This window comes from Psychrobium sp. MM17-31 (genome assembly GCF_022347785.1).
In the GTDB taxonomy this organism is placed as follows: domain Bacteria; phylum Pseudomonadota; class Gammaproteobacteria; order Enterobacterales; family Psychrobiaceae; genus Psychrobium.
On sequence record NZ_JAKRGA010000003.1, the window covers coordinates 261,247 to 276,682 of the forward strand.

The 15,436-nt window shown below is 42.0% G+C and carries 13 protein-coding genes; 8 read left to right on the plus strand and 5 right to left on the minus strand.

The features are described 5' to 3' along the window. Positions 1 to 4 precede the first annotated feature (4 nt). Both nadE and MHM98_RS10070 read right to left on the minus strand, forming a co-directional pair. Complete coding sequence (gene nadE / locus MHM98_RS10065) at positions 5 to 826, minus strand: ammonia-dependent NAD(+) synthetase (RefSeq protein WP_239439144.1); 822 nt, start codon at positions 824 to 826, stop codon at positions 5 to 7. Positions 827 to 872: 46 nt separating this feature from the next. Next, positions 873 to 2,063 (minus strand): hypothetical protein, encoded by a 1,191-nt coding sequence (locus tag MHM98_RS10070; RefSeq protein ID WP_239439145.1) that lies wholly within the window; start codon positions 2,061 to 2,063, stop codon positions 873 to 875. Between the two features lie 287 nt (positions 2,064 to 2,350). On the opposite strand from MHM98_RS10070, the gene MHM98_RS10075 reads away from it, so the two are divergent. After that, positions 2,351 to 3,685: a DEAD/DEAH box helicase gene (locus MHM98_RS10075; RefSeq protein WP_239439146.1), complete on the plus strand. Its 1,335-nt coding sequence runs from the start codon at positions 2,351 to 2,353 to the stop codon at positions 3,683 to 3,685. Positions 3,686 to 3,772: 87 nt separating this feature from the next. Here MHM98_RS10075 and MHM98_RS10080 read toward each other — a convergent pair whose 3' ends face one another. After that, complete coding sequence (locus MHM98_RS10080) at positions 3,773 to 6,319, minus strand: VolA/Pla-1 family phospholipase (protein WP_239439147.1); 2,547 nt, start codon at positions 6,317 to 6,319, stop codon at positions 3,773 to 3,775. 260 nt (positions 6,320 to 6,579) lie between these two features. On the opposite strand from MHM98_RS10080, the gene MHM98_RS10085 reads away from it, so the two are divergent. After that, positions 6,580 to 7,320, plus strand: a complete 741-nt coding sequence (locus tag MHM98_RS10085) for a YciK family oxidoreductase (RefSeq protein WP_239439148.1) — start codon at positions 6,580 to 6,582, stop codon at positions 7,318 to 7,320. 25 nt (positions 7,321 to 7,345) lie between these two features. Here the strand turns inward: MHM98_RS10085 and MHM98_RS10090 are convergent, their stop codons facing one another. Beyond that, positions 7,346 to 7,597: a DUF1289 domain-containing protein gene (locus MHM98_RS10090; RefSeq protein ID WP_275441516.1), complete on the minus strand. Its 252-nt coding sequence runs from the start codon at positions 7,595 to 7,597 to the stop codon at positions 7,346 to 7,348. A 148-nt stretch (positions 7,598 to 7,745) separates the two neighbouring features. On the opposite strand from MHM98_RS10090, the gene purU reads away from it, so the two are divergent. The 4 genes from purU (at position 7,746) to MHM98_RS10110 (ending at position 12,622) form a co-directional block, all read left to right on the plus strand. After that, a complete protein-coding gene (gene purU / locus MHM98_RS10095; protein WP_239439149.1) occupies positions 7,746 to 8,597 on the plus strand; it encodes a formyltetrahydrofolate deformylase in 852 nt (283 codons plus the stop codon). A gap of 2 nt (positions 8,598 to 8,599) precedes the next feature. Further along, the gene (gene gloB / locus MHM98_RS10100) at positions 8,600 to 9,391 is read left to right on the plus strand and encodes a hydroxyacylglutathione hydrolase (protein ID WP_239439150.1); all 792 of its coding nucleotides are present in this window, start codon (positions 8,600 to 8,602) and stop codon (positions 9,389 to 9,391) included. A gap of 90 nt (positions 9,392 to 9,481) precedes the next feature. Further along, positions 9,482 to 11,065: a LysM peptidoglycan-binding domain-containing protein gene (locus tag MHM98_RS10105; RefSeq protein ID WP_239439151.1), complete on the plus strand. Its 1,584-nt coding sequence runs from the start codon at positions 9,482 to 9,484 to the stop codon at positions 11,063 to 11,065. A gap of 183 nt (positions 11,066 to 11,248) precedes the next feature. Further along, positions 11,249 to 12,622, plus strand: coding sequence for an L-serine ammonia-lyase (locus tag MHM98_RS10110; protein WP_239439152.1), 1,374 nt, complete (start codon positions 11,249 to 11,251; stop codon positions 12,620 to 12,622). A 79-nt stretch (positions 12,623 to 12,701) separates the two neighbouring features. Here the strand turns inward: MHM98_RS10110 and cysB are convergent, their stop codons facing one another. Continuing rightward, positions 12,702 to 13,685: an HTH-type transcriptional regulator CysB gene (gene cysB, locus MHM98_RS10115; protein ID WP_239439153.1), complete on the minus strand. Its 984-nt coding sequence runs from the start codon at positions 13,683 to 13,685 to the stop codon at positions 12,702 to 12,704. Positions 13,686 to 13,936: 251 nt separating this feature from the next. On the opposite strand from cysB, the gene MHM98_RS10120 reads away from it, so the two are divergent. Both MHM98_RS10120 and MHM98_RS10125 read left to right on the plus strand, forming a co-directional pair. After that, on the plus strand, positions 13,937 to 14,632 hold the full coding sequence (locus MHM98_RS10120) for a HAMP domain-containing sensor histidine kinase (RefSeq protein WP_239439154.1): 696 nt from the start codon (positions 13,937 to 13,939) through the stop codon (positions 14,630 to 14,632). 15 nt (positions 14,633 to 14,647) lie between these two features. Next, the gene (locus MHM98_RS10125) at positions 14,648 to 15,412 is read left to right on the plus strand and encodes a hypothetical protein (protein WP_239439155.1); all 765 of its coding nucleotides are present in this window, start codon (positions 14,648 to 14,650) and stop codon (positions 15,410 to 15,412) included. Positions 15,413 to 15,436 lie beyond the last annotated feature (24 nt).

The window sequence follows — 15,436 nt, forward strand, 5'->3', positions numbered from 1 at the left end:
AGTATTACATATCGTACACTGTTGGAATGGGTTGACGCTTGTGCTCGGTACGCTGATAAATCGCAATTAATTTATCTTCAACATCTTTATCAACTGTTTTACCTTCTAAGAAGTCATCGATTTGGTCATAAGTCATACCCAGTGCATCTTCATCTTTCAACTGAGGCTGATCGCATTCTAAATCCGCCGTTGGTGCTTTTTCAACGAGTAACGCAGGTGCACCTAGATGTTTGGCTAAGGCTCTTACCTGACGTTTATTAAGACCAAATAATGGCGCAAGATCGCAAGCGCCATCACCAAATTTAGTATAGAAACCAGTGATGTTCTCCGCTGAATGATCGGTACCAATCACCAAGCCGCCAACCAGGCCAGCAACATGATACTGCGCTGACATACGCATACGCGCTTTCAGATTACCTTTGACAAAATCTTTGTTTACCTGCTCTCCAACGGCTAAGTCATTTAATAACGTTTGCGCATCTAAGGCATCTGCCGCTTCTTTAACATTAATGGTTAATGCTTTACTCGGCTCAATAAAGCTTACCGCCATTTGTGCTTCATCTTCATCCTTTTGCTCGCCGTATGGCAAGCGCACGGCGTAAAACGCATAATCACTGGTTTCGGTTTCACTATTTAGCTCATTAACAGCCAATTGCGCTAAACGACCAGTTAGCGTCGAATCAATACCACCGCTAATACCTAAAACTAACGATTTTGCACCACTACTTAGCAGTGATTGCTTAATAAAACTAACGCGACGACTTATTTCGAATTCAATATCAATTGTCGGTAATACACGCATTTGCGCAATAATTTCACTTTTCATGGAATACTTTCTACTTTATTGGTTGTTTTTACATTGTGCTTTAGCATTAGCCTCGATACCACTGATTTAATCCTTGTTGGACCATAGGATCGTCTGCATCAAGCGCTAAGTAACTTTCTAGTTTGCGATGAAACAAATAAGCGACAACACGCGGCTCAATGCCGAGACTTATCATCGCCTTTTCAATGTCTTTCAACAGCTGGCTCATTGAGCACTTATGATTGTGCACTTCTTTAATAAACTGTTGTTGCAGCTTGGCTAGGCTCTTAGGATCCATGCCTTTATCCGCTTTCGCCCTTGCGCCTTTACCTGGCAATAAGTAAAGGCTTTGAGCATTACTAAAACTTTTAACACCTTGTTTTAATAATTTTTTTAGCGGCCCATCTAATGGAATCACCACGCCGCTTAATTTACCATCTCTTCCCCGCAACAACCATTTATTTCCCTTAATATCTTGCCTAAATGCACGGCAAATAGTCGCCAATGTTTGACCTGAGAGTATTTGCAGTTGCAACGTAAACAGATAAGCACTCTGGCTGGTGTCTTTGTGCGCCCGATAATAGATCCCTTTAAGCTGTGCTCCCGTTAACGAGCTCATTTCTTTACTTTCATCTTTAATGATTTGTTTAGGGACCTGAATCGTCGTCTGAAGAGGCAATTGATTGAGATATTCCTTTTGTACCGCAAACAACAGCAGTTGCTTGAAATAACTCATCAAGGACTTAACCAGTGAGCTTTTATTTTGTTCTATTAATGGATGGACCACTCGCAGAACAATAATACGTTCACTTAATTTTGTTAAATGAACGCTACCGATCGCTGGTAAAATATGCTTCTCGATCATCGTGCAAATTTCACCACCGCGCGAGTAACGATCATTGATGTAATCGCGACCTAAATAACGCCAAAAATCTTTGAGACGAACTTGCTCTTTTTCCGCCTCAAATTTCATTTTTGCGATGTCTTTTCCCGCTTCAACATGAGGCTGAATTTGCAATGCGATTCGCCTCGCTAAACCAGCATCCATGTTCTCACTATTGCCAATAAAATAATTTACCTGTCGACCATTTCTACCACCAATGCGATAAAAAAAATAGAAGCTAGCAAGACGAGGGGCGTCAATTTTCTTTACGCCAAGGCGCACGTGAAACCCTTTAATTGCTAAATCATTTATTCGACTTATTGAATCGTCGCAATTTGCGATTAATTGCTCTGTAATTCTGTCAGAAATATTCAAAAAACACTCCAAAACACCCTTTAACATCACAAATGTAGCACATTACAACGAAACTAAAAAGCCATATAAATTGGCTTTTACACAACTACGAACCAAACACCCCGCAATAAAAATAAAAACTCTTATTTTCCTAGGTTATTTCCAACTCTGTGGAAACTTCTACCATATTGTCACACTTTTCGCCCTGTTTTTTCCTGCGCTCGCTAGCATAATTGAAGAGAATTATTGGTGTTCAAACTCGGTTACATTTATACTAGCGCCACTATTTTTCAGCTATTGGATTGCCATTGTCTTTTTCAAATTTCGGGCTTGATAAACGCCTAACTGCTTCCATCGAACACCTCGGTTTTGCCCAACCTACTCCGATCCAAAATGAAGCAATTCCCGTTGCAATTGCCGGTAAAGATATCCTTGCATCTTCACAAACTGGTTCGGGAAAAACCGTCGCATTTTTGCTACCGATCATGCAGCGACTTTTACGCCAAAAAGCATTTTCAAAGCGCGATCCTCGCGCCTTGATTTTGGCACCAACACGCGAGTTAGCATTTCAGGTTTATCAAGATTTTAAAAAGCTCACTGGCAGCACAAATTTAAAAGCATCACTCATTGTTGGTGGTGAGAGTTTTAACGAACAAGCAAAGGTTTTGCGTAAAGAGCCTGATATCATCATCGGCACGCCTGGCCGTATGGCAGATCACTTAGAGCATCGTCATATTGCGCTGCACGCATTAGAAGTATTGGTCCTTGATGAAGCTGATCGCATGTTAGATTTGGGCTTTGCTACCGCCCTGCGTCATATCAACAACAATGCCGATCACCGCAAGCGTCAAACAATGCTGTTTTCAGCAACTATTGATGACCAAGCTATTAAATCCCTCAGTGTTGAAGTACTAAAAGATGCGAAACGCATCGAGATTGGTCATAGTACCGATAAACACAAAAACATTAGCCAGCGAATTTTGTTAAGTGACCACCTAGATCACAAACAAGCGCAGTTAAGCGCGATTTGTAAAGACGAATTCGAGCAAATGCTTATCTTTACAGCTACTAAAGCAGACTCTGATCGCTTAGCTGCCTTACTTTGTGAACAAGGCGTTAATACGGCTGCATTGCACGGTGATTTACCGCAAGCCCAACGTAATAAGGTAATGGACGATTTTAAGCGTACGGTGACCAAGGTACTGGTGGCAACAGATATCGCAGCACGTGGTCTTGATATCAAACACGTCAGTCATGTTGTGAACTTTGATTTACCTAAACACCCTGAAGACTATATCCATCGTATCGGTCGTACAGGCCGGGCTGGCAACTCAGGCGTAGCTATTAGTTTGGTGAGTAAAAAAGATTGGGCAAGCTTCGAGCGTATTCAATTATTACTCAAAACGAAGTTTAAGTTTGACACAATTGAAGGCTTAAAAGCGCGTTTTAAAGGATTAAAACCTAAAGCACCAGCTAAGCGTAAGCCAGTTGTAAAAAGATTATCAGCAATTAAGAAAGCTAGTAATAAGCCCGCACTTAAAGCGAAAGCGAAAAAGCTCGATAAGTCGTTTGTTGATAGTGTTGAAGTGGGCCATATCCCAATGAAGCGTAAGCCACGTGTGCGCAATGATGACGAGAGTTAAAACCGTTTAACGAAAATTATCTTAGACTTTCTCTATTCCATAAAAAATGCCGCTATCAAGCGGCATTTTTGTGAGTGCAGTTGTTATTTATTGCTTAACAACCGTTGCATCAGTCACTGGGATGACTTTACCGCCACTACCGATAAAGGTGGCTAATTCACTTTGCATTTCTAAAAGAACTTTAGTGTTACCTTCAACCGTAGTACCGCCACGCGTCACATCATTGGTTAAGATAGAGCTATGATGACCATCAGTAAAGCGAACGATACCTTTCATACCATCAGCATTCATCATGGTTTCAGATACTGAAATCAGCTCCATTAGTTTAGCAAGCGGCTCGGTACCTGACAGCGGTGAATTTTTCGCTTGGTTTGGTACAACTTGGTCAGGCAGATTATCAGCACCATCGCCCACAACTTCCATCACGTGCATAGCATCAGTGTTGCCAGCAATCATACTGCCGTAGTTAATCGGATCACTTGCATCAACCGCCGTCTGTGCTGCAAAAGCAAATTGCGCCGAGAATGGACCATATACAGCGTCAACTAACGCTGTATATTGTGGTGCATTGGCTTCTTTTAATGCAGCTAGTTGATCTGCGGTAATACCTTGTGCTGCAGCTGTGCTTGCCAACAGATCTTGGAACGTAGATGATGAAGTTAAACCATCTTTAACTGTACCACCGAATGAACCAGACTCTAATAAGAAGCCAGGAATACCACCGCCAGGTGCTAGGAATGACGCGGCTTTAATACCGTAAGGGTTACCTGGAACTTCGATAGATAGCGGACGGTTAGCGTTAGCTACAAAGCTCACACCAGTAATCGCGCCTAACGAGTGACCGTAGAAACTAACGTTTGTTGGATCAATCTTTAGTGAAGGGTCGTTTGCTTTAGCATTAAGTGCAAGACGCAAGGCCAGCAAATCCATTTCTGATTGACGTAGGTTATCACGTGCAGTTAGCAAACTTGCAAGGTTTAGGTAAGTCGTAGAATTACCCGGAATTGTTTGCTCGCCAACTTTAGTATCAGAAGCACCAATTGGCAACACGCCTAGTGGTGTCGTCATTTGACCAACACGAGCGCCGTGCAATGGATGATCGATTGCAACGACAACGATACCCGCTTCCGCCATCGCGCCAGCAAACGGCAATAAAGTTTCTTTGGTGGTTGTAATACCGTGTTGGTAAATCATTACCGGCCAACCTGCTGCAGGCATCTCAATTGGATCTTCGCCACGTGCTGCGCGACCAGCATTAATTACTGCTTCATTAGGCACAGAAATTAACATTGGAATTTGCGCGACTGACTGCACTTTAGGTAGTGGATTAAATTTCGTTAAATGGCGTACTTGATCTAAAGGTACATTGACTTTTTGGCCATTCACTTCAACTTCAACGGTAAACGTCATACCAACAAGGTTAGCTGGATTGTTGTCAAATGCACCACGACCCAATGCTTGTGCTTGTGGAGCGTATTGCGCTGCAAATGATTCAGCAGAAAGAACACCTGATTGTAGTGCACCAACTACCGTAATCGGACTATCACCCATCGCTTCAAAGCGACTAAATAGTTCTGGACAATTAACTGGGTTTGGCGTTGGCATCTCTGCCGTTGTCTTACAGCCAGCTGCAGTTGGTGTTTTCAGATATTGTGGCGCATTCAATGTTGCGTTGTACATCATTGCGCGACTTGCACTATCAAATGCCTGTTTACCGGCAGGTGTACTAGGATCAACCGCACCAGCACCAACAAGCATTTGACCAGCAGTGAATGTTGTCGATGTAAACGGCGTAATCACTGGCGCGCTCGCCAGCATACCTAACTTAGCCACATCAAATACATCGCTAGTTGATTGCGTCGTAAAGCCAGCAGAATACACTAAAGAATCTTTATCTACACCAGCACCATCTAGTGCATTTTCATATGAATTAATTAAAGTTTGAAGACTTAACTGACTCGGTAAAGGAAGAGGTTTAGTATTGACATCGATACGCACAGACTCATAAGTAGAAGACGGCGCAAGTGCATTCCCGTTAGAATCTGTTACTAGATTCGTCACTGCAACTAAGTAACCTTGTTTGGCTTTAAATGGCTTAATTGGCACCATTACAATTTGGCTGCCAGATACTGTGGTAACAAAATCAACACCAAAGGTTAATTCTTCACCAATCTTACATGCACTCACTGAAGGCGCTGTAGTACATTCAGCATCCGGAGATAACGGACCGCCTAGCGTTGCTTCAAATACACGCACCGCACCAGCTTGTGACACACTTGTTGGCTCTAAGCTAACGCCTTGTGCCATTTTTACGTTAATTGACATTGGTGCTACAGTTGACCAACCATCTAATGCGCCAATAGCTGTTGATGGATCGTAGTAGTTAATTGCAGCGCCCGCAGGTACAGTTTCACCTGGCATATTTAAAGTGCCGTCAGTCGTACCACTAAATAATAAATCGTTAGGAACGGGAACTATCGCGTTGGCAGGATCGTAATCGATGCGTGAAAGTGGTAGTTGTTGACCACCGTTATCAATGACTTCTTCTTTAATTTCAGCAACGGTATCACCGCCACCACAAGCTGTTAGCCCTAGTGCACTAGCAACTGCCACACTAAGCATTAACTTTTTCATAAAATTCTCCATTTCCTTTAGTTATTATTTTTAATTCTCTCGATAAGCTTGCTAGAATAGCGCCAAATTTCGAGAGCAATTTTGGATAATTGTTACAGATTAGGCTCAACTTAACCTAAAGAAAGCCAATAATCTACACCTTTAAAGCACTAATTTAAGTAAAATTTGCTGCAAATTCAGCCAAATATTTAAAACATGCGTTTAAAGCTGGAATTTCATTTAGGTAAAATGCTCTAAAACCTATCATCAGGAAACTCTTAATGTTTGATTTTACTTGTCAAAAAAATGCCCTACACGAACGTGTTATTCTTGTTACCGGTGCTGGCGACGGTATCGGCCGCCAAGCGGCGCTAAGCTATGCTGAGCATGGCGCTACTGTTATTTTATTAGGAAAAACCGTCGCTAAATTAGAAGCAGTTTATGATGAAATCACCAATGCGGGTTACCCACAGCCAGCAATTATTCCGCTTGATCTTAAAGGGGCAACGCGTCAAAACTACTTAGATATGGCTGATACCATAGAACAGCAGTTCGGGCGTTTAGATGGCGTCTTGCACAACGCTTCAATTTTGACGGTACTTTCACCATTTGATGAAATTGAAGAAGATAGTTTCGACGACATTATGCAAGTTAATGTCAAAGCGCCATTTATTATGACGCAAGCCCTGTTGCCACTTTTACGCGCAACTAAAAACAGTTCTGTTATTTTCACCTCTAGCGGCGTTGGTCGTAAAGGGCGCGCATTTTGGGGGGGGTACGCCATTTCTAAATTCGCCACCGAAGGCATGATGGAAACGCTTGCTGATGAAGTGAGTGGTACAAATGTACGCGTTAATTCTATTAACCCGGGCGCTACTGCTACCCAAATGCGCTCACGTGCTTATCCAGGTGAAGATGCTAAAACGCTAAAAACACCATTAGAAATTATGCCTGTCTATTTATATCTAATGTCTGACGACAGCATTGAAACAAACGGACAAGCACTCAACGCACAAAAGTAATTTAATAAACCCGAACGCTGGTTGATTAAAATAAGGAAAGGTTTGGTGATGGGGAATCATCACCGCCTTTACTTTGCGATTGCTTTCTGCGCTTACGACGCTGACAGAGGCGAATAACCTTACTTTTGTCAGCGTCACTCAATCGATGCCAATAAAAGCGTTCATCGCGACTTCGAAAACATCCCTTACAATAGCCGCGATTGTTGACCTCACATATGCCAATGCAAGGACTCTCGATGGTGAAAAGCTGTAATTGGTCACGCAGTTCATTTTTCATGCAATTATCATTACCCAGCTTTTATCCCATTACAAGCTAAGATATTACCAATTGCCCTAACCCTTTGGTCTATTATGATGCCTTAATCGTTTATAACCGCCAATCTCCTGTGCTAGGGTCTGTTAATCCTCATTTTAAATAAGTAATTATGAACAGACACTACCGCCTTGTTATTTCCTGCCCCGATCAAATCGGGATCGTTTCAAAAATAAGCCAATTCATTGCCAAGCATCAGGGGTCAATCACCGAAGCTAACCATCACACTGACGTTCAAGATAACTGGTTTTTTATGCGCCATAAGATCGCTGCGGACACCTTTCCATTATCACTAGAACAATTTCGCCAAGAGTTCACGCCGCTTGCTAAGGAGCTAAATCTCGACTGGTCAATTACCGACAGCGGCGTGAAAAATAAAGTCATACTAATGTGCAGCAAAGAATCCCACTGTTTGGTTGATATTCTCAATCAATGGCATAGTGGCGATCTCGATTGTGATATCTCATGCGTTATTTCTAATCATCCAGATTTTAGTGAACTTGTTAAATGGTACGGTATTCCCTATCACCATGTACCAGTGACACGAGATAAATCGATTCACTTTAATCAAATCACTGAGCTGATTGATAAATACGATAGCGACACAGTGGTGCTCGCGCGCTACATGCAAATATTGCCCAGTAACATGTGCGATCGCTTTCATCATCAAATCATTAATATTCACCATAGTTTTCTACCGTCTTTTGTCGGTGCTAAACCTTATCACCAAGCCTATAACCGTGGAGTTAAACTCATTGGCGCGACCTGCCATTATGTCACGCAAGACTTAGATGAAGGCCCAATCATTGAACAAGACGTTGCACGAGTGAGTCATCGCATGACACCACAGGACATGGTGCGATTAGGGAAAGATGTCGAAAAGCGCGTTCTTTCTAACGGCCTTAGAATGCACCTTGAAGGTCGTGTTATAGTGCACGACAACAAAACAATAATATTGGATTAGCAATGTCATCACTCTACCAAGTTGAAGGTATCAAGGCCTTCAACGACAACTATATTTGGGCGATCACTAAAACGGATAACAATCACTGTGTTGTCGTTGATCCCGGCTCAGCAAAAGAAGTTATCAGTTTCTTAGAGCAACATCAGCTGCAACTTACCGCGATTTTAATTACCCACCATCACAACGATCACATCGGTGGCGTGCCAACGCTCACCGAGCGATTCCCCGATGTTGTGGTTTACGGCCCATCTAAGGAAGCACAAAGAGTCGTGCAACAACCGCTATCACAAGATGATGTCATCACCATTGAGTCTCTTGGCTTAACGTTAAAAGTGCTTGATGTGCCGGGACACACGCTCGGCCATATAGCTTATTGTGATAACCATTCACTATTTTGCGGTGATACGCTGTTTTCAGGAGGATGTGGGCGTATGTTTGAAGGCGATCCCTCGATGTTTTCATCATCACTAAAAAAACTTTCACAGTTGCCAACAACGACCAAGGTTTATTGTGCTCACGAATACACCTTAAGCAATTTAAAATTTGCAAAGTCCGTCTTACCAACAGCTAGCGAATTAGATGACTACATTGCTCATTGTAATCACCAACGCGAGCGCGACTTACCAACAATTCCAAGTAACATCAACACTGAACTTGCCATCAATCCTTTTATGCGCCTTAATGATCCAACTTTAATTGATTCACTCAATCAACAATTTGATTTATCACTGTCAATAAATGGCGATATTAGTGAAACCTTTAAATGGTTAAGGCACTGGAAAGATACCTTTTAGCAAAATAGCGTCTATTGAACTTTTCTAGCGCTATAGCTTTTGCTGACATTGCGATACAATAGCGCGATTTTATTGTTTTTGGATTTTCTTTTGAACAAAGTTAAGCATTTAGTATTTCCCACATTATTCTTTTCTGGATTAATGGGCTGTCAGTCTACGACGGCACCAAAACACCAACCAATTGCAGCTCAACCCGTTGTGGAACAACCTGCACCTATTGTTGTTGAAGAAGTTGCCCCTATTGCTGTTGTCAAAGCACCTACCCCGCAAGAAGTTGAAAACCTGTGGTATAGAATCCAAATGCAGTTTTCGCTACCGCACGAAGATAAAAAGGCGGTAACCAGTCAATTAAACTGGTACAAGAAACATCCAAAATATATCCAACGCATGTCAAACCGCGCGGCGCCGTATTTGTTCTTTATCGTCGAAGAAGTTGAGCGACGCGACATGCCTTTAGAGATCGCCCTACTACCGATTGTGGAAAGTGCTTTTGATCCTTTTGCCTATTCACATGGCGCGGCCTCAGGGATGTGGCAAATCATTGGCGATACAGGCAAACGTTTCGGATTAAAAAGCAATTGGTGGTATGACGGACGTCGTGACATTGTTGCATCGACCCACGCGGCTTTAGACTACTTACAGTTTTTACATAAGCACTTTAAAGGCGACTGGTTACATGCGTTAGCCGCCTATAACTCAGGTGAAGGTCGTGTCGGTCGAGCTATTCGCAAAAACAAAAAACTCGGAAAGCCTACCGATTTTTGGTCGTTGAAACTACCAGCTGAAACGCGAGACTATGTGCCTAAACTCCTTGCTTTGGCAAAGTTGCTAGACGATCCTAAAAAATACAACCTTGTTTGGCCAACGTTACCTAACACACAACAAGTTGCAGAGGTAAGTACAGGATCGCAAATTGACCTTGCGCTAGCAGCTAAGTTAGCCGACATGGAATTAAAAGCTCTTTATAAACTCAACCCAGGGTTTAATCGATGGGCGACTCCACCAAATGGTGATGTTAAACTGCTACTACCCTTAGCCAAATCAGAGACATTTAAACAAGCATTGGCAAAGACGCCTAAAAAAGACCGTTTACACTGGACTCGTTACCAAATTAAAAATGGCGACACGCTTGGCCAGATAGCACAACGTCATCAAACGACAGCATCTATCATACGCCAAATCAACAATTTAAGCGGTAATAATATTCGTGCGGGTAAACATCTACTAATCCCGATCGCTGCGAACAACCTTAGCGATTATCAGCTTTCCGCTGATTCACGATTAGCAGCGACGCAGAACAAAAAGCGCGGCCAGTTAAAAACGACGCATATCGTACAATCAGGCGATAACTTATGGGATATCGCGCGCAAATATAAGGTAAGCCATCGCAGTATTGCCAAATGGAATGGCATGGCACCTACTGATAATCTGCGCCTTGGCAAGAAATTAGTAATCTGGCTGGATGGAAAACACACATCGACAGGGCCTGGTAATAAAGTTGTTCGTACCATTACTTATCGCGTTAAAAACGGTGACTCTATCGCCCGAATCGCCCAAAAATTTAATTTGAAAGTAAAAGATGTCGTTAAATGGAATGCTTTAAATGTTAAAAAGTATTTACAACCAGGACAGCGCTTAAAGCTAAAAGTTGATGTGACGCAAATCAACTCATAACCAATTTATATTTAAAAATTAGAAACTTAAGTAAAGTCATGCACGATTAATCGATATTAAACAGATGTTTCCTTTTGGAAACGTTTCCTCAAATGTGAAAAAAAAGATACTTATTTTGTTGGGTCTCATTGATGGCTAGTGTAAGATACGTCAGATAATAATAGATGAGCAACAGAGAAAGTTATGATCAGTGTATTTGATATGTTTAGTATTGGCATAGGGCCATCGAGTTCCCATACCGTTGGTCCAATGCGTGCAGCGTTTAGATTTACACAGGATTTAGAAAGCCTAAATCATCTCGACGATACCACCCACGTTAAAACCGAGTTATACGGTTCACTAGGCCAAACTGGTATCGGCCACGGCACTGGTAAAGCCGTCATCCTCGGATTAGCTGGTTTTGAGCCAGAAACTATTGATCCAGAAATTATTGATACCTTTTTAGAGCAAGTCGACAAAGAAGAAACCATCAACCTACTCGGTCGTCATCAAACAGACTTCCCGCGTAAAAACGCCATTGTTTTCCATCGCCGTAAGAGCCTTCCTCTACATGCTAACGCGATGGAGCTATTTGCCTATAACGGAGACGATCTACTCTTTAGTAAGGTGTACTACTCTATCGGCGGCGGCTTTATTGTCGACGAAGAGGAAATGAAAACCTTCAGTAAAGAAAAGTCAGATACCAATATTGCAAAATACCCTTTTAACACCTCTGAAGAATTACTTGCCCAATGTAACAAGCATGGCCTTAGTATTTCTGCCCTGATGATGGCCAATGAAACCGTATTGGCACCGGAAGCAGACGTGTCAGAGCGTTTGGCAGGTATTTGGCACACCATGCGAGCTTCTGTTGAACGTGGCTGTCGCCGTGAAGGCATTTTACCTGGCGGTTTAAAACTGCGCCGCCGAGCCGCTAGTTTACATCGCCGCTTAAAAGTTGAAGAAGGCAGTAACGTTGATCCTCTATCGGCAATCGATTGGGTCAACCTCTTTGCGATGGCCGTTAACGAAGAAAACGCCGCTGGTGGACAAGTAGTAACAGCGCCAACTAACGGCGCGGCGGGAATTATTCCAGCAGTATTGTGTTATTTTGATAAGTTCATTCAACCTGTTGATGATGAAATTGCAGTGCGTTACTTACTCACTTCTGCTGCCATCGGTATTCTATACAAGAAAAATGCTTCTATTTCTGGTGCTGAGGTTGGTTGTCAAGGTGAAGTGGGCGTTGCTTGTTCAATGGCCGCAGCAGGTTTAACTGAAATCATGGGCGGCACTATTGATAATGTGGAAAACGCGGCCGAAGTTGGTATGGAGCATAACCTAGGTTTAACTTGTGATCCCGTAGGCGGTTTGGTACAGGTTCCTTGTATCGAACGTAACGCGATGGGGGCTGTAAAAGCAATTAATGCATCGCGTATCGCCATGCGCGGTGACGGTCAACACAAAGTATCCTTGGATAAAGTTATCAAAACCATGTGGGATACTGGTAACGATATGAAGAGTAAATACAAAGAAACTGCACGCGGTGGTTTGGCAGTTAATATCGTTGAGTGTTAATTTCTCAATTTCTAACAAATAAAATAACAAAAAAAGCGGCTGTTAAGCCGCTTTTTTATTGTAGCCTATTGGATGTTGATTAACGCATCGGCAGTTTAATATCTTTAAACAAGGCTTCAACTTGCTCGTGATCGCGCATACTCGCTGCTTGAGACACTAAATTCTTGGTTAAATGTGGCGCAAACTCTTCGATGAAATCATACATGTAACTGCGTAAGAATGTCCCGCGTCTAAACCCAATTTTGGTCGTCGCGTAACCAAATAAATGATTTACATCTATGGCGACGAGATCTCTATCTAACTCTTTATCAATAGCCATTGAAGCTAGTACACCTACCCCAAGTCCTAGGCGGACGTAAGTTTTTAAAACATCGGCACTAGTCGCCGTAAATACAACGTTAGGATCTTGCCCAGCTTCATTAAACGCTATCTCTAAGTCAGACTTATTTTGGAAACCAAAGACATAGGTAACTAATGGATAGGCAGCAATATCTTCGATCTCTAGCTCTCGCACACGGCTTAATTTAGCCAGTGGATGATCTGGATTAACTACAACACTGCGCCCCCAGTGATAACAAGGCAGCATCACCAAATCTTCATAATAATGCATAGACTCAGTGGCAATGGCAAAATCAGCCTCGCCTTTAATCGCCATTTCACTGATCTGCGCTGGTGTACCCTGATGCATATGCAGTGATACTTTTGGGTAGTGTTTAATGAACTTACCAATGACATCAGGAAGCGCGTAACGGGCTTGTGTATGGGTTGTCGCAATATTCAACGCACCTTGATCTGGTTTGGTATGTTCATAAGCAACTGCTTTAATGCTTTCTACTTTAGAAAGTATGTCATTGGAGATGTTAATAATCTCCTGACCCGCTTTAGTAACATGAGTTAAATGTTTACCGCTGCGTCCAAAAATTTGAATACCTAATTCGTCTTCTAGCATTCGCACCTGTTTACTAATACCGGGTTGCGATGTAAAAAGACTTTCTGCTGTCGCAGATACATTCAAATTATTGTTGTTGACTTCAACGATGTACTTTAACTGTTGTAACTTCATGGGGTAAAACTCTCGATTTTGGGCTAACTGGTTAAACGCCCAGTTAGCAATGGCGCTCACTATATTCTAATTGGTTATAACAAGACTAAATATAAATCATAAACAGAATATAGCAAGACAAATTCTCAGTTAATTTAACCCAGTCTTGAGATTCATAGTTTTCATTATCGGTTTGCGCTAGATTTTTGCTATTAACAAGCGGTATGATAGGAAGCACATGCGTGTAACGCCTTTTTTTATAAGACATATTTATGAGTAAATCAGATAATAACAATATAGATTACAAGAAGATCTTATCGGCTATCAGCTACGACATGCGAAACTCATTAACTCTGATGTTTCAGTCATTACAAACCATTGCCAATCAACCTCAAGCAACCAAGACTTTAAGTGGTGATGAACTATCAGACATCAATTATCAGGTGCAGCGCCTCAACGGCAATCTCACGCAATTGATGGCCTTATATAATGTTGAAGAAGACAGATTGATGATTAACTCAACCGATGAGCTAGTCAGTGATGTGATTGAAACTGCTGTATTCCAAAACGATCTCTACACCCAAAGTAAAGGCATCCAAATTAATATTAATGTTGAAGATGAACTTCACTGGTGCCTCGACCGCGACTTAATCGCTTACCTTATTGATGACGTATTAAGTAACGCTATTCGCTATTCAACGGCTGCCATTGATATAGACGTCAAAATCCTCGACCAAAAGCTATACATTGCTATCTCTGATGACTCTTCAGGTTATCCAGAAAAAATGATTGAAGCGGCAGCAGCCCCCATCAACGATTTAGCGTCACAATTTGGAAGAATGGGTATCGGCTTACTCTTTTCAAAACTCATTGTCCTGTCTCACAACAATTACGGCGACAACGGCGAACTTATCCTACAAAACGATGGTAAATTAGGTGGCAGCACCTTTACCATAGTATTGCCATAACTATAAGGACCATTAATGACAGTTTATATTATTGCAGGCGTAGGCTTCTTAGTATTGATGGTTATTGTCATGACCGTCATGCAGCAACAGCGCAAACGCGTCGAGTCAGAAAAGCGCACCGAAGTAGCACGTTTAACACTGACTATTGATGAAACCGAAGATCTGCTAAGCCGTATCACCAATATCCCGGTGACAAAAGCATTAATGATCATCATGCACAATCGTATTTTAGAAACACAAAAGGCAATTCTAGCCATTAATAATGACAGAACTATTGCTGCACAGGTTAATGACCGTCAACAATTGATAGAATCAATAGGCAATTCATTCCAATCTCAAGGCCTAGACACTTTTAGATTACCCAATGACGACCGTGAAATTCTGCAAATGGTTCAGCTTATCAAGAAGTTAAAGGGTCTGATCAACAGTGAACACAAACGCGGCCGAATTAATCCAGATGTTTTTGGTAATGAAATCAAACGTGCCGATTTAATGCAGATCCGTATTAACATCAATTCAATTATTTCGAGAGCGCGCGGTGCGATGGAAGCTAAGCAATCAGGCTCAGCCCGTACATACTTAGATAAAGCAATCAAAACCCTTAAAGCCATAAACTCTGAAGGCGACGGTTTTGTTTCTTCTAAATTAGAAGAGGCTGAAGGAATGTTAGCTCAGCTCAATCAAGTTAAAATTGATCGTGATGAACGTGTTAAGAAAGAGCAAGAAGAGAAATCGAGTACCGACTTAGACATTTTATTCCAGCCTAAAAAGAAATGGTAATGCTCTATTGTTATTTTGATTACT

What these genes read in the sequence shown, in the direction of transcription:
- nadE (WP_239439144.1), bottom strand. Translation starts at nt 826, where the DNA reads ATGAAAAGTGAAATTATTGCGCAAATGCGTGTATTACCGACAATTGAT.
- MHM98_RS10080 (WP_239439147.1), bottom strand. Translation starts at nt 6,319, where the DNA reads ATGAAAAAGTTAATGCTTAGTGTGGCAGTTGCTAGTGCACTAGGGCTA.
- MHM98_RS10085 (WP_239439148.1), top strand. Translation starts at nt 6,580, where the DNA reads ATGTTTGATTTTACTTGTCAAAAAAATGCCCTACACGAACGTGTTATT.
- MHM98_RS10090 (WP_275441516.1), bottom strand. Translation starts at nt 7,597, where the DNA reads ATGAAAAATGAACTGCGTGACCAATTACAGCTTTTCACCATCGAGAGT.
- purU (WP_239439149.1), top strand. Translation starts at nt 7,746, where the DNA reads ATGAACAGACACTACCGCCTTGTTATTTCCTGCCCCGATCAAATCGGG.
- gloB (WP_239439150.1), top strand. Translation starts at nt 8,600, where the DNA reads ATGTCATCACTCTACCAAGTTGAAGGTATCAAGGCCTTCAACGACAAC.
- MHM98_RS10110 (WP_239439152.1), top strand. Translation starts at nt 11,249, where the DNA reads ATGATCAGTGTATTTGATATGTTTAGTATTGGCATAGGGCCATCGAGT.
- cysB (WP_239439153.1), bottom strand. Translation starts at nt 13,685, where the DNA reads ATGAAGTTACAACAGTTAAAGTACATCGTTGAAGTCAACAACAATAAT.
- MHM98_RS10120 (WP_239439154.1), top strand. Translation starts at nt 13,937, where the DNA reads ATGAGTAAATCAGATAATAACAATATAGATTACAAGAAGATCTTATCG.
- MHM98_RS10125 (WP_239439155.1), top strand. Translation starts at nt 14,648, where the DNA reads ATGACAGTTTATATTATTGCAGGCGTAGGCTTCTTAGTATTGATGGTT.